This window comes from Lentzea sp. NPDC054927 (assembly GCF_053610285.1).
Genome location: NZ_JBSGXZ010000029.1, coordinates 1 through 19,664, shown reverse-complemented (window position 1 = coordinate 19,664; position 19,664 = coordinate 1). Strand labels below are relative to the sequence as shown.

Annotated in this window: 20 protein-coding genes; 15 read left to right on the top strand and 5 right to left on the bottom strand. The window is 67.5% G+C overall.

Annotation, left to right across the window (positions count from 1 at the left end; translation table 11 throughout):
- The first annotated feature begins 46 nt into the window (after window positions 1–46).
- Window positions 47–1,309, top strand: a complete 1,263-nt coding sequence (locus ACWGE0_RS30345; protein ID WP_452264317.1) for a BNR-4 repeat-containing protein — start codon at window positions 47–49, stop codon at window positions 1,307–1,309.
- Here ACWGE0_RS30345 and ACWGE0_RS30340 read toward each other — a convergent pair.
- Window positions 1,306–1,737 (bottom strand): hypothetical protein, encoded by a 432-nt coding sequence (locus ACWGE0_RS30340; protein WP_452264316.1) that lies wholly within the window; start codon window positions 1,735–1,737, stop codon window positions 1,306–1,308. The genes ACWGE0_RS30345 and ACWGE0_RS30340 overlap by 4 nt on opposite strands.
- A gap of 58 nt (window positions 1,738–1,795) precedes the next feature.
- Here ACWGE0_RS30340 and ACWGE0_RS30335 point away from each other — a divergent pair, with 58 nt between their 5' ends.
- The 4 genes from ACWGE0_RS30335 (at window position 1,796) to ACWGE0_RS30320 (ending at window position 4,705) form a co-directional block, all read left to right on the top strand.
- Window positions 1,796–2,179, top strand: coding sequence for a VOC family protein (locus ACWGE0_RS30335; RefSeq protein WP_452264315.1), 384 nt, complete (start codon window positions 1,796–1,798; stop codon window positions 2,177–2,179).
- Between the two features lie 122 nt (window positions 2,180–2,301).
- Complete coding sequence (locus ACWGE0_RS30330) at window positions 2,302–2,991, top strand: chitinase (RefSeq protein WP_452264314.1); 690 nt, start codon at window positions 2,302–2,304, stop codon at window positions 2,989–2,991.
- A 164-nt stretch (window positions 2,992–3,155) separates the two neighbouring features.
- Entirely contained in the window at window positions 3,156–4,175 is a 1,020-nt protein-coding gene (locus tag ACWGE0_RS30325; protein ID WP_452264313.1) for a glycoside hydrolase family 19 protein, read from the top strand.
- Between the two features lie 41 nt (window positions 4,176–4,216).
- A complete protein-coding gene (locus ACWGE0_RS30320; RefSeq protein WP_452264312.1) occupies window positions 4,217–4,705 on the top strand; it encodes a DinB family protein in 489 nt (162 codons plus the stop codon).
- A gap of 24 nt (window positions 4,706–4,729) precedes the next feature.
- Here ACWGE0_RS30320 and ACWGE0_RS30315 read toward each other — a convergent pair whose 3' ends face one another.
- Window positions 4,730–4,978: a mycoredoxin gene (locus ACWGE0_RS30315; protein ID WP_452264311.1), complete on the bottom strand. Its 249-nt coding sequence runs from the start codon at window positions 4,976–4,978 to the stop codon at window positions 4,730–4,732.
- A gap of 96 nt (window positions 4,979–5,074) precedes the next feature.
- Window positions 5,075–6,190 (bottom strand): DUF2341 domain-containing protein, encoded by a 1,116-nt coding sequence (locus tag ACWGE0_RS30310; protein WP_452264310.1) that lies wholly within the window; start codon window positions 6,188–6,190, stop codon window positions 5,075–5,077.
- Window positions 6,191–6,499: 309 nt separating this feature from the next.
- Here ACWGE0_RS30310 and ACWGE0_RS30305 point away from each other — a divergent pair, with 309 nt between their 5' ends.
- Together ACWGE0_RS30305 and ACWGE0_RS30300 are read left to right on the top strand one after the other, a co-directional pair.
- Complete coding sequence (locus tag ACWGE0_RS30305; protein WP_452264309.1) at window positions 6,500–7,120, top strand: DUF4360 domain-containing protein; 621 nt, start codon at window positions 6,500–6,502, stop codon at window positions 7,118–7,120.
- 61 nt (window positions 7,121–7,181) lie between these two features.
- Complete coding sequence (locus tag ACWGE0_RS30300) at window positions 7,182–7,826, top strand: DUF4360 domain-containing protein (RefSeq protein ID WP_452264308.1); 645 nt, start codon at window positions 7,182–7,184, stop codon at window positions 7,824–7,826.
- 64 nt (window positions 7,827–7,890) lie between these two features.
- Here the strand turns inward: ACWGE0_RS30300 and ilvA are convergent, their stop codons facing one another.
- Complete coding sequence (ilvA, locus tag ACWGE0_RS30295; protein WP_452264307.1) at window positions 7,891–9,126, bottom strand: threonine ammonia-lyase IlvA; 1,236 nt, start codon at window positions 9,124–9,126, stop codon at window positions 7,891–7,893.
- A gap of 68 nt (window positions 9,127–9,194) precedes the next feature.
- Between ilvA and ACWGE0_RS30290 the strand changes: the two genes are divergently transcribed.
- Together ACWGE0_RS30290 and ACWGE0_RS30285 are read left to right on the top strand one after the other, a co-directional pair.
- Window positions 9,195–10,052, top strand: a complete 858-nt coding sequence (locus ACWGE0_RS30290) for a lytic polysaccharide monooxygenase auxiliary activity family 9 protein (RefSeq protein ID WP_452264306.1) — start codon at window positions 9,195–9,197, stop codon at window positions 10,050–10,052.
- Window positions 10,053–10,135: 83 nt separating this feature from the next.
- Window positions 10,136–11,371, top strand: a complete 1,236-nt coding sequence (locus tag ACWGE0_RS30285; RefSeq protein WP_452264305.1) for a ThuA domain-containing protein — start codon at window positions 10,136–10,138, stop codon at window positions 11,369–11,371.
- Here the strand turns inward: ACWGE0_RS30285 and ACWGE0_RS30280 are convergent.
- Window positions 11,350–11,688 carry a hypothetical protein gene (locus ACWGE0_RS30280; protein WP_452264304.1) on the bottom strand — a complete coding sequence of 113 codons (339 nt, stop codon included), beginning with the start codon at window positions 11,686–11,688 and terminating at the stop codon, window positions 11,350–11,352. The genes ACWGE0_RS30285 and ACWGE0_RS30280 overlap by 22 nt on opposite strands.
- 194 nt (window positions 11,689–11,882) lie before the next feature.
- Here ACWGE0_RS30280 and ACWGE0_RS30275 point away from each other — a divergent pair, with 194 nt between their 5' ends.
- The 6 genes from ACWGE0_RS30275 (at window position 11,883) to ACWGE0_RS30250 (ending at window position 19,596) form a co-directional block, all read left to right on the top strand.
- Entirely contained in the window at window positions 11,883–12,320 is a 438-nt protein-coding gene (locus ACWGE0_RS30275) for a helix-turn-helix domain-containing protein (RefSeq protein ID WP_030475574.1), read from the top strand.
- Window positions 12,321–12,323: 3 nt separating this feature from the next.
- Window positions 12,324–12,836 carry a hypothetical protein gene (locus ACWGE0_RS30270; protein WP_452264303.1) on the top strand — a complete coding sequence of 171 codons (513 nt, stop codon included), beginning with the start codon at window positions 12,324–12,326 and terminating at the stop codon, window positions 12,834–12,836.
- Complete coding sequence (locus tag ACWGE0_RS30265; protein ID WP_452264302.1) at window positions 12,837–13,946, top strand: MAB_1171c family putative transporter; 1,110 nt, start codon at window positions 12,837–12,839, stop codon at window positions 13,944–13,946.
- A 177-nt stretch (window positions 13,947–14,123) separates the two neighbouring features.
- Window positions 14,124–15,188 carry an ATP-dependent DNA ligase gene (locus tag ACWGE0_RS30260; protein WP_452264301.1) on the top strand — a complete coding sequence of 355 codons (1,065 nt, stop codon included), beginning with the start codon at window positions 14,124–14,126 and terminating at the stop codon, window positions 15,186–15,188.
- Window positions 15,185–15,790, top strand: a complete 606-nt coding sequence (locus ACWGE0_RS30255; RefSeq protein WP_452264300.1) for a YigZ family protein — start codon at window positions 15,185–15,187, stop codon at window positions 15,788–15,790. Before ACWGE0_RS30260 ends, ACWGE0_RS30255 begins: the two co-directional genes overlap by 4 nt.
- Before the next feature lie 149 nt (window positions 15,791–15,939).
- On the top strand, window positions 15,940–19,596 hold the full coding sequence (locus ACWGE0_RS30250; RefSeq protein ID WP_452264299.1) for an nSTAND1 domain-containing NTPase: 3,657 nt from the start codon (window positions 15,940–15,942) through the stop codon (window positions 19,594–19,596).
- Window positions 19,597–19,664 lie beyond the last annotated feature (68 nt).

Below are 19,664 nucleotides of genomic sequence, written 5' to 3'. Positions count from 1 at the left end.
AGTATTGTCGGAACGTCGCCGCCCCGACACCCATCGGAGGTCGGCGATGCACGCATTAGCCGTGGCGTTGCTGCTTTCTGTCGCATTTTGTCAACCGGCACACGCCGCAGCCACTCTCGACACCGTCACGACAACGTCGGTCTACGGATGCCTGCGCACCAACGGCGCCGGCGTGTACGACGCGACGGCCAACAAGACGTTCGTGACGTACTCGGGCACGAAACACGACATCTACGTCAAGGCGTTCGACCACGCCGCGAACACGTGGTCCGCCGCGGTCAGGGTCGCCGCGCTGAACCTGACGCACGACAACGCCTACCACGACTACCCGGTGCTCACGCAGCTCGGCGACGGCAGGCTCGCGATCTTCCGCGCCACCCACACGAGCTCCATGCAGTTCTACACCGCGCCGGCGCCGCGTTCGATCACCGGCACGTGGACCGCCCGCACGATCTCCACCGACAAGAACACCTACCCCGAGCCGGTCGTCATCGGGAACACGATCCACCTGTTCTACAGCCACAACACGGACCTGTCGCACCCGTACCGCACGTTCAAGATGATCAAGTCGACGGACAACGGCAAAACCTGGTCCGCGCCCCGCATGATCATCGACTCCGGCCGCACCGCGGACAGGTACGCCGAGGTCTACGCGTTCGGCGTGACGCAACGCAACGGCCGCGTCTACCTGACCTGGTCGATGCACGGCGGGCCGAAGGGCCACAACGGCGGCGGCAAGAACATCTACGTCGCCTACTTCGACACGGTGTCGGGCAACCTGTTCACCGTGGGCGGCACCTCGCTCGCCACCGTCGTCGACGGGGCTGACCTCGACAAGACCCGTGTCGTCACGACGAACCCGCTGGACCTGCCCACCGGCAAGGACCTGCCGGAGGAGAACCCGGTGACCGTGCCACTGAACGACGGCTCGCTGGTACTGGGTTACGGCGTGCACACCAAGACCAGCGCGAAGATCGTGCTGTCACGCTTCGCCGGTGGCACTTGGACTTCGACGACCGCGGACACCTCGACGTCGTTGTTCAAGGACCTCGTCGCGACCGGCGACGGCGTCGACTTCTCCTACGCCAGCGCGGACCGCAAGCGGCTCCTGGTGAAGTCGTGGACGCCGGGCGGTCCGGTGACGTCGAAGCACGACCTGGCGGTGCCGTACTCGGCCGGAGCGGACACGACGTTCTACGCGAACTTCGTGGAGAACCGGCCGAGTGACCTGATCGCCAACACCATCGACTACGAGACCCGCAAGACCAACCACACGGGCAAGTGGCCGGTGTTCTCGATCCGGAACTAGCAGCGCTTGCTGGAGTAGGCGGTGTAGTTGTCGGCTTGCTGAACGCTGACGAGGCCATAAGCGGCCGTGCACTTGGTCAGGGTGTCGGTGCCCTTGCTCCACAGCTCCACCGGAGCGAACTGGTCGCTGTTCCACCCCTTGTGGTCCGGTGTGCGGTCGCTCTCGCTGCTGTACACGGCGACCGACGTCTGGGTGCTCCAGTCCCGGCCGGTCGCGCGGAAGCTCTCCCAGATGTAGACGTACGCGTAGTTCTTCCCGCAGCCGGCGAACTGCTTCACCGACGCGATGTTGTTGCCCTGCCACTTGACGTACGCGGTCGAGCCGATCTGCGCGGCGCTGCCGCAACCGGGCGGCGTCTCCGCGTTGGCGACACCGGGGAAGACGAAACCCAGCAACACCAGCGCGACGGTGATGATCGCTCTCTTCATACGGGTGATCGTCACCATTCGCGCTGACAACTCACTGACACGGGGGTAAGCAGGAATCATGCCCGTACAGCTCAACCACACCATCGTCCACGCCTCCGACCAAGCCCGCTCGGCGCGCTTCCTCACCGACCTCCTCGGCCTGCCGGAGGCGGTCCGCTTCGGCCCGTTCCTCGTCGTGGAGGTCGCGAACGGCGTCTCGCTCGACTACCTGACCAGCCAGGGCCCGATCACCACCCAGCACTACGCGTTCCTGGTGACCGAGGAGGAGTTCGACCAGATCTTCGGCCGGATCCAGGAGCAGGGCCTCGACTACTGGGCCGACCCGTACCACTCCCAGCCCCAGCAGATCAACCGCAACGACGGCGGGCGCGGCGTCTACTGGGACGACCCGGACGGCCACGCGCTGGAGATCATCACCCGCCCGTACGGTTCCGGGTCCTGACCTGACAATCGGTTCACGTATCTAAAAGGTATAGACCACCTCTTGTGCTCGGAGTGCCCCGCCTGCCACCGTGAGAGCGGTAACACACAGTGGGCGCCCTGACACTCCGAGGAGTTGGTCCCATGTTCAGGACACGCGCCGCCGCCCTGTTCGTCGCGCTGATCGGCGTCTTCACGTTCGTTCAGCCGGCGACGGCAGCGCAGTTCATCATCAGTGAAGCGCAGTTCAAGAGCATGTTCCCGTCCCGCAACAGCTTCTACACCTACAGCGGCCTGAAGTCCGCGATGGCCACGTTCGGCTCGTTCGCGAACCAGGGCAACGACACGGTGAAGAAGCAGGAGCTGGCGGCGTTCCTGGCGAACGTCTCCCACGAGACCGGTGGGCTCGTGTACATCAAGGAGATCAACCAGAACGGCGACTACTGCGACGAGAGCCAGCCCTACGGATGCCCGGCCGGCCCGAAGATGTACTACGGCCGCGGCCCGATCCAGCTCTCGTGGAACTTCAACTACAAGGCGGCCGGCGACTACCTCGGCCAGAACCTGCTGGGCAACCCGAACCTGGTGTCGTCCAACGCGACCATCTCGTGGCGGACCGCGATCTGGTACTGGATGACGCAGAACGGTCCCGGCACCATGACCCCGCACAACGCCATGGTCAACTCGCGCGGTTTCGGCCAGACGATCCGCAGCATCAACGGATCCCTGGAGTGCGGCGGCCGCAACCCCGGCGCCGTCGAGAGCCGCGTGTCGAAGTACCGCCAGTTCACCGGGATCATCGGCGTGGCACAGGGCGCCAATCTGTATTGCTGACCAATGTGACATGACAGGTCTAGACCCTTGACTGGTCTGGACCACTGGTGCCAATCTCAGCGTTGTTCACATCCGTGATTCTCCGGGCGCACAGACTCCAGGAGTGGGTGACCTTGCTGAGAAAACGCATCTTGGCGTCTATCGCGGCTGGTGTGATGGCGGCAATGGCCGTCATCGCACCGACCGCGTCTTCACAGGCGGAAGTATCCGCGCAGGCAGAAGTGTCCGCACAGGCCTGCACGTACACCGACTGGGTGCAGGGCCGGCAGTACTACACCGGCAACATCGTCAAGTTCGAAGGCAACTTCTACATCGCCGAGCACGACAATCCCGGTTACAGCCCAACGGTTTCCACCTGGTTCTGGGAGCCGACGAGCTGTGACGGCGGTGGAGGTGGCGGCGGCGGCACCTGCGCCACCGCCACGGACTGGGTCGCGGGCAGGGCGTACGTCACCGGCAACATCGTGCGGTACAACGGTTCCTACTACATCGCCGAGCACGACAACCCCGGCTACGACCCGACGATCTCCACGTGGTTCTGGGAGCCGTACAACTGCGGCGGTGGTGGTGGCGGCAACTTCGTCGTCAGCGAAGCCCAGTTCAACCAGATGTTCCCGTCCCGCAACAGCTTCTACACCTACAGCGGCCTCGTCGAGGCCATGAGCGCGTACCCCGCCTTCGCGAAGACCGGCGGCGACACGGTGTCGAAGCAGGAAGCGGCGGCGTTCCTCGCGAACGTCTCGCACGAGACCGGCGGTCTCGTCTACATCAGGGAGATCTCGCCGGGAACGTACTGCGACTGGAGCCGTCCGTACGGATGTCCCGCCGGTGCGGGCAACTACTACGGCCGCGGCCCGATCCAGCTGTCGTGGAACTTCAACTACAAGATTGCGGGCGACGCACTCGGCATCGACCTGCTGAACAACCCGTGGCTGGTGGAGCAGCAGGCACCGATCGCGTGGAAGACGGGCCTCTGGTACTGGAACACGCAGACCGGGCCGGGCACCATCACCGGGCACAACGCCATGGTCAACGGCAACGGGTTCGGCGAGACGATCCGCAGCATCAACGGTTCGCTCGAGTGCAACGGCGGCAACCCGGGACAGGTGCAGAGCCGCGTCTCGAAGTACCAGCAGTTCGTCGGGATCCTCGGCGTTCCCGCCGGTGCGAACCTCTACTGCTAACTAGGACTCGATCCGTCCTAGTTCGGTCGTAGCTTGGCCGCATGACGACGGAGCACGACGAACTGCTGCAGATGCTGGACGACCAGCGCAGGGTCTTCCGCATCGCGATGCGCGACCTGTCCGAGGCCGATGCCCGGAAGCGCACGACGGTCAGCGAGCTCACCCTGGGCGGATTGCTCAAGCACCTCGTCCAGGGTGAGCGCGCCTACACGCACATCATCACCGGCCGGCCCGGCACGCCGGACGGCATGCTCGACACCGATCAGTACGTCTGGGAAGGCGGTTCCTTCGAGGAACTGCTCTCCTCCTACGCCGAAGCGGCGCGCACGACCGACGAGGCCGTGCGCGCCGCTTCGCTGGACGCGTTGATCGCGATGCCTTCCGCGCCATGGGACCCGAATCCCGAACCCTGGTCGGTCCGGCGGATCGTGCTGCACGTGTTGCGCGAGACCGCACAGCACTCCGGGCACGCGGACATCATCCGCGAGGCGCTGGACGGTGCGTCGACGACCGATCAGCTGTTCAGTTGACGCAGGGTTCAGTTGCCCCAGGATTCAGTTGACGGCGAGCTGTTCCTTCACCTGCGCGAGCGACGGGTTGGTGAGCGCCTTGCCGTTCGGGAAGTGGACGGTCGGCACCGTGCGGTTGCCGCCGTTCACGCTCATCACGAAATCGGCCGCGCCGGGCGTCTCCTCGATGTTGATCTCCGCGTACTCGATGCCTTCGCGGTCGAGCGAGCTCTTCAGGATCCGGCAGTAGCCGCACCACGAGGTCGAGTAGACGGTCAGCTGGTCGGGAGCCATCAGGCGCACTCCTCATCGGGGTTGGACGAAGTCATCAGTATCAACATCCGATGAGGAGTGCTTCTTCCCAGGGCGGTCCAGATCACGGGCGATGGCTCACTTCTGGTGCTTGACCAGTTTCGAGCCCGGCTTCTGGGACTCGAAGTCGAGCTTCGCCCAGTTCTTGTCCTTCGGCACGGACAGGATCCTGGCCTCGTCGAGCAGTCCGTCGAACGAGCGCTTGCGGCTGTTGCTGCCCGGTGTCTTCTCGTTGTTGCCGATGGTCACCGGCTCGGTGCCGGTGGTCTTCCAGGCGTTGGTGTCGGTCTTGCCGACTTCGAGCTTGCCGTTGATGTAGTAGTAGGCGTTCGGCTTGTCGATGACGAAGACGAAGTGGTACCAGGTGTTGTTCTTGACCTTCGTGTAGGCGCCGGAGGGCAGCGGGCACCAGTCGTAGTTCGCGACGTCGATGCACGGCTCGGTCTGGTCGCCCTCGCCGAAGTAGTGGATGCGGAAGCCCGTCTCGCCCTTGGCGAACATCGCGATGTACGCGGCCGGGTGCGTCTTCGCGTTCGACCAGATCGAGAACGTGCCCTTGGAGGGCAACGGGTTGAACAGGCCGCTCGTCTCGCTGCCGGGCAGCAGCACGTACTCGCTCTTCGCCCTGGTCAACGACAGCGCGTTGCCGACCACGCCGGTGCCGGTCGCGTCACCGGTGATGTTGACGCCCTTGCCGTTGAGGTTGCCGGCGGAGTCGCGGTAACCGTTCGCCGCGCCCTTCTCGGCGAGGTGGTGGGTGGTGACCCAGCCGTCGGCCTTCGGGAAGACCTTGGTGCCGTCGCTCTCCGACGACGCCTCCGGGTTGCCCCACTTCAGCGTGATGGCCTGGGTGGCGTTGCCCTTGACGTCGGTGCGGACCCAGATCGCGGCCTGCTTGGCGGCCGCGTCCCACTTCTCGATCTCGTACGGCAGCGGCCTGCCCGCCGGGTCGTCGAACCTGACGTCCGCGCCGCCCGGCTTGGCCTGGCCGAAGTCGAAGTTCGACGCGTCGAGCTTCACCGGCACCGGGAAGCCCTTGACGTCGCCCGGCACGTTCGCTCCCGCGGCCGTGGTGTCGATGGTGATCTTGCGTTGATGCGCCCATCCGGCCTGCGCCTCCGATGCCACCGCCGGTAGCAGGAGGCCCGCGAGCAAGGCGGCCGAGATGGTGAGTGTGCGCCCAGTCCTGTGCATGTGATCCCTTTTGTCCGGGGCGGCGGACACCTGAAGTTCCTACTGTAAAGTTTGTTTCCTGTCAGCCTGCATCACTCGGACGGACCAGTGCGTGACGATCGTCAGGCAATCGTCAGGTTAATTCGCCTCACCGTGGGTGAGCATGGTTCGCGCATGCTCCGGAATTTCGGGGCATGCAATTAGTCCTGCATTTCCACAAGTATTGCCGAGCAATTCAGTCACCCATTCGGTGGCCCTTCGCAACACAGGGTTTCCGATATCGTTTGACTTCCGCCGCCGGTACCACACTTCTGGAAAGAAAGGCTGGCCATGCTGAAATCGGTGGCGGCTACCGCCCTCGCGCTGACCGCGGTCCTCACCGCGCCGGCGAACGCGGTTTCCGATGTTCCTGATTTCGTCACGATCGACGTGGTCACCGTGAACGGATCCGGCTGCCCAGCCGGCACCGCCGCGGTCGCCGCCGCGGACGACCGCACGGCGTTCACGGTCACGTACAGCCAGTACCTCGCCCAGGCCGGCCAGGGCTCGTCGCCGACCGACTTCCGCAAGAACTGCCAGCTCAACATCAGAGTGAGCTATCCGCAGGGCTTCACGTTCGGCATCGCCCAGGCGGACTACCGCGGATTCGCCAATCTGCAGTCAGGGGCGACGGGTACGGAAAAGGGCAACTACTACTTCCAGGGCATGTCGCAGAGCTCGAGCCGCACCCACAACTTCTACGGCCCGAAGAGCGACAACTGGCAGGCCACCGACCGCGCCACGGTGTCGGAAATCATCTACGCACCGTGCGGGGAAGTCCGGCACCTGAACATCAACACCGAGCTGCGCGTCAACGCGGGTTCGTCGTCCAAAGCGAACAGCTTCATGACGATGGATTCGACGGACAGCAGTGTCAGCACGAAGTACCAGTTCTCCTGGAAGCGCTGCTGACACACCCGGCACCACATGCCGCCGCCTGTTCATCGTTGATCCCCAGTCGGAAAGGTGCCCCATGCTCAACACAGTGGCCGCAGCCGCGCTCGCGTTGTCGACCATCATCATCCCGCCAGGAGGCGCCCCCGGCGACACGCCTCCGCCGGAGATCATCACCATCGACGTCGTGACCATCAACGGGTCGGGCTGCAAAGCGGGAACGGCCGCGGTCGCCGTCAGCCCGGACAACAAGGCGTTCACCGTCACCTACAGCGAGTTCATGGCGCAGGTCGGGCCGGAGGCGAAGCCGACCGACTTCCGCAAGAACTGCCAGCTGAACCTCCGCGTCAACGTGCCGTCCGGCTTCACCTACGGCATCGCGTCCACCGACTACCGCGGCTTCGCGCACCTCGAGCGCGGCGCCACGGCCCTGGAGAAGGCCAACTACTACTTCCAGGGCATGTCGCAGACGGAGTTCCGGCAGCACAACTACCGCGGCCCGTTCAGCGACGACTGGCAGGCGACCGACACGACCGACGTGGCCTCGATCGTCTACCACCCGTGTGGCGAGAAGAGGAACTTCAACATCAACACCGAGTTGCGCGTGGACAAGGGCACCTCGGACCCGAAGAAGGTCACCAGCTTCATCGCGATGGACTCCACCGACGGGTCCATCGAGACGACCTACCACTTCGCCTGGAAGGTCTGCCCGCCGAAGCCGTAACACCCCACCCGGTGCCGGGCACCCCGAACAGGGGTGCCCGGTATCTCCCCGTCCGGACAACGGATCAGATGAGGAAGCGGTACGCGGTCGAGCCAGGGGCCACGTGCTGGATCTTCAACGGGGACTCCTTCATCCGGCCCCACAGCAGGTCGTAGTCCTCGCGGCGGCCGAGCTCGATGCACACCAGCGCGGCGCCGGTCTCCCGGTTGTCGCGCTTGATGTACTCGAACAGCACGATGTCGTCGTCCTTGCCCAGCACCTCGTCGAGGAACCGCCGCAGCGCGCCCGGCTCCTGCGGGAACTCGACCAGGAAGTAGTGCTTGAGGCCGCGGTGGATCATCGACCGCTCGACGATCTCGGCGTAGCGCGAGACGTCGTTGTTGCCGCCGGAGAGCAGGCACACGACCGTCGAGTCCGGTGCCACGGAGATCTCCTCCAGCAGCGCGGCCGAGGCCAGCGCGCCCGCGGGTTCCGCAATGATGCCGTCGATCTGGTACAGCTCCAGCATCTCCGTGCAGACCGCGCCCTCGGACACGCTGAGCAGCTCGGCGCCGCTGTCGCGCACCATCGGGAACGTCACCTCACCGGCGCGGCGGACCGCGGCGCCGTCGACGAACGAGTCGACCTCGGGCAGCGTGACGGGGCCGCCCGCCTGCATGGCGGCGATCATGCTCGCCGCGCCCGCCGGTTCGACGCCGATGATGCGGGTGCGCGGGAAACGCTCCTTGAACCACGTGCCGACACCGGACAGCAGCCCGCCGCCGCCGACCGGCACCACGACCACGTCGGGCGCGCCGCCGAGCTGCTGGACGATCTCCAGGCCGACGGTGCCCTGACCGGCGACCGTGCGGCGGTCGTCGAAGGCCGGGACCAGGGTCGCGCCGGTGGTCTGCGCGTACTCCTTGGCGAGGGCGGCCGCGTCGTCGTAGGTGTCGCCGTCGACGATCAGCTGCACCATGCCCTGGCCGAGGGCGGAGATGCGATCGCGCTTCTGCCGCGGCGTGGTGCGGGGGACGTGCACGCGGCCCTCGATGCCGAGGCGGCGGCACGCGTACGCCATGCCCTGGCCGTGGTTGCCGGCCGACGCGCAGACCGCGCCACCGAACGCGAACTCGGTCTGGCACAGCAGGTTGAAGGCGCCGCGCAGCTTGTAGGAGCGGCCGACCTGGAGGTCCTCGCGCTTGAACCACACGCGCGCCCCGGTGCGCTCCGACAGCCGCTGGTTCACCTCTAGCGGCGTCGTGCGCGCGACTCCACCGAGCCGGGCTGCGGCCGCGGACACCTCATCAGCGAAGGACATGACATTACATCTTCCGTGAACGACTCGGGTCTGGCACGCGTACCCCTAGAAAGACAGGGGAGGTGCTCGTGTTTCGCCTTGTGGGCGTACTGACGCTGCTCATGATGCTCTCCGCGGTTCCCGCGCACGCCCATGGCGCGCCCACTGACCCCGCGAGCAGGGCTTTTCTGTGCTCACCAGGTCAGCAGACAGCATCATCCTCGCCGTGCCGCAGCGCGATTCAGGCGGGGTTGCCGTCCAAGGACTGGGACAACATCCGGCTGCCGGACGTGCGGGGGCAGGACGAGTCGAAGGTCCCTGACGGAAAGCTGTGCAGCGCGGGGCTCGCGAAGTACGCCGGGCTCGACCTGCCGTCCGCGGAGTGGCCGGCGACGAAGCTCAAGAGCACCGGCTTCACCTACCGGGCGACGATCCCGCACCAGGGCTCGTTCCGGTTCTACGTGACCCGCGACGGCTACTCGCCGACACGCCCGCTGCGATGGGCGGACCTGGACCAGTTCCTGAACGTGCCCTCTCCCCCGCTGGTGAACGGCTCCTACGCGTTCAAGGTCCAGCTGCCGGCGAACCGGACCGGGCGGCACCTCATCTACACGGTCTGGCAGAACACCGACACGCCGGACACGTACTACTCGTGCACGGACGTCGAGATCGCACCGGCCGCTCCCGCACGGGCACCCGCAACGGTTGCACCGCAACAAAAACCGGCACCGCAGGCGCAGGCCGCACCGGCCGCGCCGTCCGTTCCGTCCAGTTCGGCCAAGCCTTCCGCGACGCAGTCGAGCACGCCGCGGCCCGTTCCCGTTGCGTCGAGCGCCGAACAACCTCCTTCCAGCGCAACGAGGTTCGGCATATCGGCCGTGGTAGCGGCGCTGGGCGGCCTGGCCGTGCTCGGCGGGATCATGTTGTGGCGCAAAAGAATTCTGTGAACGTCCCGGTCCCCAACAGGTCTAGACCTTCTTTACGATGATCTTCGGGCGCGCAACCCTGCGAGATGAAGGTGTGTGCCCGCATGGCTCGAAAACTGCTGGCGTTGCTGGCGATTCTCGCCGCGACACTGTTCCCGGTCACCGTCACGGCACCGGCCCAGGCCGCCCCGTTCAAGGTGCTGGCGTTCTACAACGGCACCTGGGACGCCGCCCACATCGCGTTCGTCAACGAGGCGAACCCGTGGCTGACCCGCACGGGTCAGGAGAACGGCTTCACCTACGAGGCGACCAAGGACTGGAACCGCCTCAACAACCTGACCCCCGCCCAGGCGCAGGTCGTCGTCTTCCTCGACGACGCGCCCACCGGAGCCTCCGCACGAGCCGGGTTCCAGCGCTACATGGAGGCCGGCGGCGGCTTCTTCGGCTTCCACGTCAGCGCTTTCACGCAGAACGCCAACGAGTGGTCCTGGTACCACAACACGTTCCTGGGCAAGGGGAACTTCGTCAGCAACACCTGGGGCCCGACCACCGCGGTGCTGAAGGTCGAGACCCGCACGCACCCGTCGACCGTGCGTCTGCCGGAGAAGTTCACCTCGGCGGTCAGCGAGTGGTACAGCTGGTCGCGTGACCTGCGCACGAACCCGGACATCCAGATCCTGGCGAGCGTGGACCCGTCGAGCTTCCCGCTCGGCACCGACCCGAACCAGCAGTGGCGCAGCGGCTACTACCCGATCATGTGGTCGAACAAGAACTTCAAGATGGTCTACGCGAACTTCGGCCACAACGCGATGGACTACCCGAACAACCGCCCGACCTCGTCCACGTTCGCGTCGCCCACGCAGAACAACTTCCTCATCGACAGCCTGCTCTGGCTGGGCGGCGGCGGCACTCCCCAGCCGCAGCCCGACTGGAAGACGGTCGTCAACAAGGGCAACGGCAAGTGCACCGACGCGCGCGCCGCGGGCCTCGACAACGGCACCGTCATCCAGCAGTACGCGTGCAACTCGACCACGGCGCAGAACTTCCGCGCGGTGGCGACCAGCGACGGCTACTCCCGTCTCGAGTACCGCAACGACCCGTCGAAGGCGCTGGACGTGAGCAACGTGTCCACCGCGGACGGCGCGGGCGTCCACCTCTGGACCTACGGCGGCGGCACCAACCAGCAGTGGCGCGTCACCACCGGCGCCGACGGCTACTCGACGCTGACCGCCCGCCACTCCGGCAAGTGCCTGAGCGCGCCGGCCACCACCGCTGATGGTGTGCAGCTGATCCAGGCGACCTGCAACGGCTCGGCCGCTCAGGCGTTCCGGCTGAGCTGAGGCCCGGTCACGGTGACTCGTTCCCCCGGTCTCCGCTCCCTGGAGACCGGGTGGGACGAGGCCAGGAAGCCGTACATGTCGTTGAGCTGGTGCAGTGCCGAGACCGCATCTCGCCACACGGGGCATGGCCACGCACGGTGCCGCCCGTACCAGGCGCGGCACGACTTGCACCGGTGCCGCTCGTTCGGCTCGTGCATCCGCAGCAGTCCTCGCCACCACGGCAGCGCGGCACGCAGCTGTTCACGCAGTTCGAAGACCTCGTTGGGCGAGTCCGTCTGCGCGAGCTGGTCCATGGTCTTGTAGACGACGTCGATCACGGTTCGGTGAAAGGTTCCCTGTCGTTCGGCAAGCGCCATGACAGCCGCCTCCTCCCGCCCTCCGCAGTTGAGACAGGCACGGAGATGAGTCTATGTTGGCGGTTGACGGGCTTTCAACTGGTGAAAATCCCGTCACCCAGATAGCCCTTTCCATGGGTGGAGACGCTCACTGCGAGCAACGGGGGGAGCCGGCGATGGCGGGGGAACGGTCCCTGGCTGACAAGCTGAACCACCTCTTCGCCCGGCACACCGCCCGTTCCGGCCAGGAGTACAGCAACGAGCAGGTCGCCGCCGCCATCGCGGACACCGGCGTCACCATCTCCCAGAGCTACATCTGGCAGTTGCGCAAGGCCAAGAAGGACAACCCGACTTTCAAGCACTTGCAGGCACTGGCAGGCTTCTTCGGTGTGCCCGTGAGCTACTTCTTCGACGACGAGGTCACCGACCGCGTCGACGAGCAGCTGAAGTCGTTGCAGGACGAGCAGAGCAGACTCAACGAGATCGCTTCGGGCAGCGACGCGCAACTCATGGCGATGCGCGCGGGCGAGTTGTCCCCCGACCGCCGCCGCCTCGTCATGGAACTGCTGGACGTCGTCTACCGACAGGAACAGGCCGAGCGCGGCGAAGGATGACTCGTGGCCGAACGGGAGTTGCGCAAGCGGTGCCGCCGCCTGCTGAACCAGCTGGACATCCACCCTCCGCTGGACGTGGAGGAGCTCTGCCGCAGGGTCGGTGAGCAGCGCGGCAAACCGATCCGGCTGGTCGCCCACCCGATCCCGGTGCCCGGCCCGTACGGCGTGTGGATCGCCACCGCCAAGGCCGACTACATCCTGTACCAGCAGGAGACGTCGAAGGCGCACCAGAACCACATCATCCTGCACGAGCTCGGGCACGTTCTGGCTGGTCACACCAGTGACGAGCAGGACGACGACCTGCTTTCGGGTCTGTACCCCGATCTGGAACCGGACGCCGTGCGACGGGCGTTGAGGCGCACCTCCTACGACAGCGCGCACGAGCGTGAGGCCGAGACGGTCGCGACGATCATCCTCGAGTGGGCATCGGTGCTGGACAAGGTCGCGCCGCGCAACGCCGAGGGCCCCGCCCGCCGGATGGCATCCTCGCTCGCCGACCGGATCGGGTGGCTGTAGATGCAGTACCTCAAGGAAACCCAGGGCATCGTCGCGTTCTCCGCCCTGGCCGTCATGCTCTACCTGCTGGTGCGCCGGCCCCACGACCCCCGGCTGCGCAGCGTCACCGGTCTCGTCGCGGGCTGGGCGCTCGGGTACCCGTTCGGGCGGGCGGCGGCCGACGGGCGGTGGTTCCTCGGCCTCGACCCGATGGTCTGCCAGCTGATCCAGCACGCGATGCTGCAGGTCGGCGTGTACGGCCTGATCTGCTTCTTCATCTTCTCCGCGCTCGACGACGCCAAAGCCCAGCGCCACGCGTTGTTCCAGCTCGCGCCGCTCGTGCTCTGCATCTCCGTCATGACGTGGGCGGTGCTGGCGATCCCGGACGACCTGCGGGTGGCGGCGGCGCGCGTGCCGAACTCGCTGGGCGGCGGCCCGACCGGCGTCCTCGCGATCACGGTCTTCTACGCGCTGGGCAACGGTTACCTGCTCTACGGGTTCGCCGCGATGTTCGTCTGGGCCCGCCGCTACGCCCGCGGCGCCGACCCGCGGCTGCGCAGGGGCCTGCTGATCACCTCGACCGGCCTCGGGCTGCTGGTGCCGGCCGACGCGATCTTCGTGTCGTCGAACATCTCCCGCTACTTCGGCGAACCGCTCCCCCGCTGGCTGCTGACCACGGCCGTCTGGTTCCTGCTGCCCGGCGTGCTGCTGATCGTGGTCGGGGTCGTCTACCCGATCGCCGCCATGCGGTTCGCGGCGACGAGGCTGTGGCTGCGGCACCTGCGCACCTACCACCGGCTCGCTCCGCTGTGGACGTTGCTGAACCAGTCGTTCCCGGAGGACGCGCTGCACCGGGTGCCGTCGAAGCGCGACGCGTTCTCGCTGCGGGGCGTGCACCGGCGCTACTACCGGCGGGTGATCGAGTGCCGGGACGGGCTGGTGCGGATCAGCCCGTACGTCGCCGAGACGCCGGACGAACTGCCTCTCGCCGAACGGCTGCGCGCCGGGCTGGAGACGCGGCGGACGGGCTCGGTGACGTTGCGGCGGCCGATCGCGCTGGCCATCCCCGAGGACGACGGGATGGACGCTGACGTGCGCGAACTCGAAAAGCTCGCGGTGTCGTTGCGCTGAGCAGGCCGTGTCTGGCCCCTCTCGTCCGCGATAGTCGCGCCTGAGGGGGTCTGTGACGGCACCGCCGCGCCTCCCAAATACAACCCGGTATGAGGAAGGCGCGGCGGCACCGTCACAGACCCGCTCAGACGTGACTCTCATCGAACGGAGGAGCCAGACACGGCCTAGGGTCCGGGTGTGGACCTGCCCGTGATGCCGCCGGTGAAGCCGATGCTCGCGAAGTCCGTGCCCGGCCTGCCGCGCGCGGACGGTCTCGCGTACGAGCCGAAGTGGGACGGCTTCCGCTGCATCGTGTTCCGCGACGGCGACGAGATCGAGCTGGGCTCGCGCAACGACAAGCCGCTCACCCGGTACTTCCCCGAGGTCGTGGAGCTGCTCAAGGAGGCACTGCCGCCGCGGTGCGTGGTCGACGGCGAGATCGTGCTGGTCACGCCGGACGGGCTGAGCTTCGACACGCTCCAGCTGCGCCTGCACCCGGCGGCGTCGCGCGTGCGCAAGCTGTCCGTGGAGACGCCGGCGAGCTTCGTGGCGTTCGACCTGCTGGCGTGCGGCGACGCCGACGTCACCGGGTTGACGCTGGGTGAGCGGCGCAAGAAGCTGGAGGAGGTCGTCACCGAGATCCCCGGCGTCTACCTGACCCCGTCCACGACGGACCCGGACGTGGCGCAGGACTGGTTCACGCGGTTCGAGGGCGCGGGCTTCGACGGGGTGATGGTCAAGGCCGTGGACGGCGTCTACGAGCCGGACAAGCGGGTGATGTTCAAGGTCAAGCACGAGCGGACGGCCGACTGCGTGGTCGCGGGATATCGCCTGCACAAGGACGGCGAGAGCGTCGGATCGCTGGTGCTCGGGCTCTACCAGGACGGCGAACTGCGCAACGTGGGCGTGGCGAGCAGCTTCACCGCGGTCCGCCGGCGGGAGCTGGTCGAGGAGCTCGAGCCGCTGCTCAACCCCGCCGAACACCCGTGGAGCGCGTGGGCGACGTACGAGGGTCCTGGCATGAACAGTCGGTGGAACCCCGAGAAGCAGCTTCAGATCGTGTTGCTCGATCCGTCGCGTGTGGCCGAGGTGCGATACGAGCACGTGCAGGGCGGACGGTTCCGGCACACCGCACGGCTCGTGCGGTTCCGCTCCGACAAAGCTGCTGAAGACTGCACTTTCGAACAGCTGGAGGAGGTGCCGCCGGCCGAACTCGACGCCCTGTTCGGCGAAGCTGAGCGGCGGCGGACAATCGAGCGGTGAAGGTGATCAAGCGGGACGGCACGCACGAGATCGAGATCCAGCGGTCGCGGTTCCTGTGCCACGTCGCCCGCGTCGCCTCCGACCAGGAAGCTTCCGAGTTCTTCTCCCGGATCCGCAAAGAGCACTGGCAGGCCTCTCACAACTGCACGGCGTTCCGCACCGCTGACACCCAGCGCTCGTCCGACGACGGCGAACCCGCTGGTACCGCCGGTGTGCCGATGCTGGAAGTGCTGACACGGCGGGATCTCGTGGACACCGCTGTCGTCGTCACCCGCTACTACGGCGGCATCAAACTGGGCGCCGGTGGCCTGGTCCGGGCGTACGGACGGGCCGTGTCGGAGGCCATTGACGCGCTCGGCACGCTGACCCGTGAACGGCACGAGACCGTGCTTCTGGCCGTGGACCACGATCAGGCGGGGAAGCTGGAGAACGCGTTGCGCGCGGCCGGGTACCACGTCGCAGACGCCGAGTACGGGCGTGACGTCACCTTCACCGTTCTGACGAAGGACCCGGAGGCGTTCGAAGTCTGGCTCGCCGCGCAGACCGGCGGTTCCGTCACCGCGATCAGGGGCGAGCCAGTGGACCTCGACGTCGACGGCTAGGTTTTCGGGTCCGGGGGCGGGTTGTCGGGTTTGCGAGGCTCGGCCAGCAGGTCGCGAATGTCACCGTTCATGCGTTCTTTCTAGGGCGAACGCGTTGTTCGGTTCCGCTGACTGGACGCCGAACAAACAACAGGAGAACAATCCGGCGAGTGCCGAGACCCGAGCGCCCGCTGGATTCCGACGATGACGAGCTGCTCAGGTTCGCCGCGGACTTGAGATTGTTGCGCGAGAAAGCAGGTAAGCCGACCTACCGCGAGCTCAGCAAGGCCGCGCACTATTCGGTGACGGTGCTCTCCGAGGCCGCGAGCGGGCGGAAACTGCCCAGCCTGGCCGTGACCACGGCATACGTGCACGCCTGCGGCGGTGACGTCGAACAATGGAGGCGAAGATGGCACGCGGTGGCCGAGGGCGCGAAGCCCGCCGATCCGGAACGGGAACCGCCTTACCTCGGCCTCGGCGCCTTCCAGGCAGAGGACGCACGCCGGTTCTTCGGCCGGGAAAAGCTCGTCGCACAACTACTCGAAAAGGTGAGTGCCCGTCCATTCGTGGGCGTTTTCGGGGCTTCCGGTTCCGGTAAGTCGTCGCTGTTGCTCGCCGGTCTGGTCGCGTCGCGGCCCGCTGATGTGTTCTCCCCCGGTCCGCATCCGATGGCGCTGTGGCGCGGCACGACCGCCGAGCTCGTGGTGATCGACCAGTTCGAGGAGGTCTTCACCCTCTGCCGCGACGAGGACGAGCGGGTCGCGTTCATCGACGCGATCACCACCGCGAACACCACTGCGAACACCGCTGCGGCCGGCCGGAAGGTCGTCATCGGCGTCCGTTCCGACTTCTACGGCCACTGCGGCCGCCATCCTGCGCTGGTCGACGCGTTGCACGACGCGCAGATCCTGGTCGGCGCGATGAGCCCGCAGGAGCTGCGGCGGGCGATCACCGAACCGGCGTTGCGGGCCGGCTACACCGTCGAGGGCGCGCTGGTGTCGGTGCTGGAGGCCGAACACGCGCCGTTGCCACTGGTCTCGCACGCATTGCTGGAGACGTGGCGTCGTCGTCGTGGCACGCGTCTGACCGTGGCGGGCTACGAGGAGACGGGCGGCGTCCGGCACGCGCTGGCCCAGAGCGCCGAGGCCGCGTATCTGGCGTTGGACGCCGAGCAGCAGGCGATCGCGCGCAAGATCTTCCTGCGACTGACGGCACTGGGCGAGGGCACTGAGGACACCAAGCGTCGCGTGAACCGCGAGAGCCTCGACAACGACGACGACACGTTGTTCGTACTGGACCATCTCGCGCGCGCACGGCTCATCACGCTCGACGACACCTGCGTCGACCTCACGCACGAGGCGGTGATCCGGTCGTGGCCGCGGTTGTCCGGCTGGCTCACGGCGAACCGCGACGGTCTGCGCGTCCACCACGAGATCACCGAGGCGACCGCGACCTGGGAGTCGCTGAACCGCGACTCCGGCGCGCTCTATCGGGGCGTACGGCTCGCACTGGCCCGTGAGTGGGCGACGGGCGACGCCGACGAGATGTCCGCGCGCGAACGCCGGTTCCTCGACGCCAGCATCGAGGCAGAGGAGGCCGAACAGGAGACCGCCCGGCGCGGCACCCGCCGGTTGCGGCAGCTCGTCGCGCTGCTCACCGTGCTGCTCGTCCTCGCCGTCACAGCCGTCGGGTACGCGATCCGGGCTTCCGGCGACGCCACGACCCAGCGCAACATCGCCATCGCGCGCAAGGCGGTGACCGACGCGAAGGCGGTGCAACCACTCGACTCCCAGCTCTCGGCCCAGCTCAGCCTGTCCGCCCACCAGCTCGCCGACAACACCGAGACCAGCGACAACCTGGCGAGCACGCCCTCAGGCCCCTACTTCACCCGGCTCGCCGCGCACTCGTCGGACATCCCGGCCGTCGCGATCCACGGCACCACGCTCGCGACCGTCAGCGTGGACCGGACCGCGAAGCTGTGGGACATCACGGACAACCACCGGCCCGCGCACCTGAGCACCGTCGAGTTCGACTACGAGCCGGGCGGCATCGCTCTCGGCCGGCAAAGCCACCTGCTCGCTGTCACCGGGCGCAACGCCGTCAAGTTCTTCGACACCACCGACCCGCGCAACCCGCGGCTCGCCGGGCAACTCGGTTCCACCACCGTGCTGAGGTCGGCGGTGTTCAACGAGGACGGCACACTCCTGCTCACCGCCCACGACGACGGCGCCGCGCGGCTGTGGGACGTCACGGACCCCGCCAAGCCCGCGCTGACGCAGACGCTGGCGGGGAACGGCACCCAGGTGACGCGGGCCGTGTTCCGCCCGGACAGCCGCGCCGTCGCGATCGTGACCGGCGCGACCGTGACGCTGTGGTCGCTGGACGGCACCCCGTCGCGGCAGGGCGAGCTGGCAGGCCACACGCAGCCGGTCGAGTCGCTGGCGTTCAGCCCGGACGGCAGGACCCTCGGCACCGGAGGCTGGGACCACGTCGCGAGGCTGTGGGACGTGAGCGACCTGGCCGCGCCGCGGTCCCGTGCCACGCTCACCGGCAGCAAGGCGATCGTGTGGGGAGTGTCGTTCTCGCCTGACGGCAAGACGTTCGTGACCACAGGTGACGAAACCACACGGCTGTGGAGCGTCACCGAGGTCGCGCTGAGCGGTAGCCCGCGCCTGCTCGGCACGATCCCCGGCGGCGTCTTCACCGGCCAGTTCACCGGCGACGGCACGACCCTGGTGATCGACGACGCCCCCAAGACCTTGCGCCTGCAGGACATGCGGGAGCTGCCGTTGATCGGCCACGAGAACATCGTCTCCTCGGTGGCGTTCCACCCCGGCGGCCAGGTGCTCGCGAGCGGCAGCTGGGACGGCACGGTGTTCCTGTGGCGGATGACGGCGCGGCGCACGCGGGAGCCGATCGCGCGGATCAGCGACGCCACCGCGTTCGTCCGCTTCCTAGCGTTCAGCCCGGACGGCACGCGGCTCGCGGTCGCGAGCGACGACGGCTACACCCGGCTGTACGACGTCATGAACCCCGCCGCTCCCGTGCTGTCGGTGAGACTGCAGCCGCGCGACCACCAGACGGCGAATGTCTCGCTCGCGTTCACACCGGACGGCAGGGCCCTGGCGGTCGGCTCGGCGCACACCCTCACGGTGTGGGACGTCACGGATCTCGCCGCACCGCAGGAGCTCTTCCGCCGTTCGGACTGGTACGCGTCCGTGTGGGCGGTGGGCTTCAGCCCCGACGGCACCAGGCTCGTCGCGGGCGGACGCGGGGAAGCGCGGCTGTTCGACGCGACCGATCGGCGCGCGTTGAAAGAGATCCCGTTCCCCGGCGGCGGCGACGCCGCGATGGCGGGCGGGTTCAGCGGCGACGGCAGACTGCTCGTCACCGCGATCGGCGACTCGGCCGTGCGCCTGATCGACACCTCGACATCGCGCGAGGTCGCCCGGCTCGGCGGGTTCACCGACGTCGCCTACTCGGCGGCGTTCCACGGCACCCGGCTCGCCACCTCGCACGGTGACGGCAAGGTGCGGCTGTGGGACGTGACCGACCCGGCGCGGCCACGGCTGGAAACGACGTACTCCGGGCACGAGGCCCCGGTGCCGTCGCTCGCGTTCAGCCCGGACGGCAGCTACCTCGCGTCCGGCAGCAACGACACCACGATCAGGCTGTGGGAGGTGGGCGCCGAGCGGTCGATCGCCCGGTTGTGCGAGCGGAACCCGGCGCCCCTGACCTCCGCGCAGTGGGAGGAGCACTTCCCGGACGTGGGGGGGGGGCGGGGGGGGCGGGGGTGGGGGGGGGGGGGTGGGGGTGTTGGGGGTTAGGGGGAGGGGGGTGGTGGCGGTACCGGCCCCCCCCGGGCGCGCCACACCCCCACACGCAGAGCGCCAGG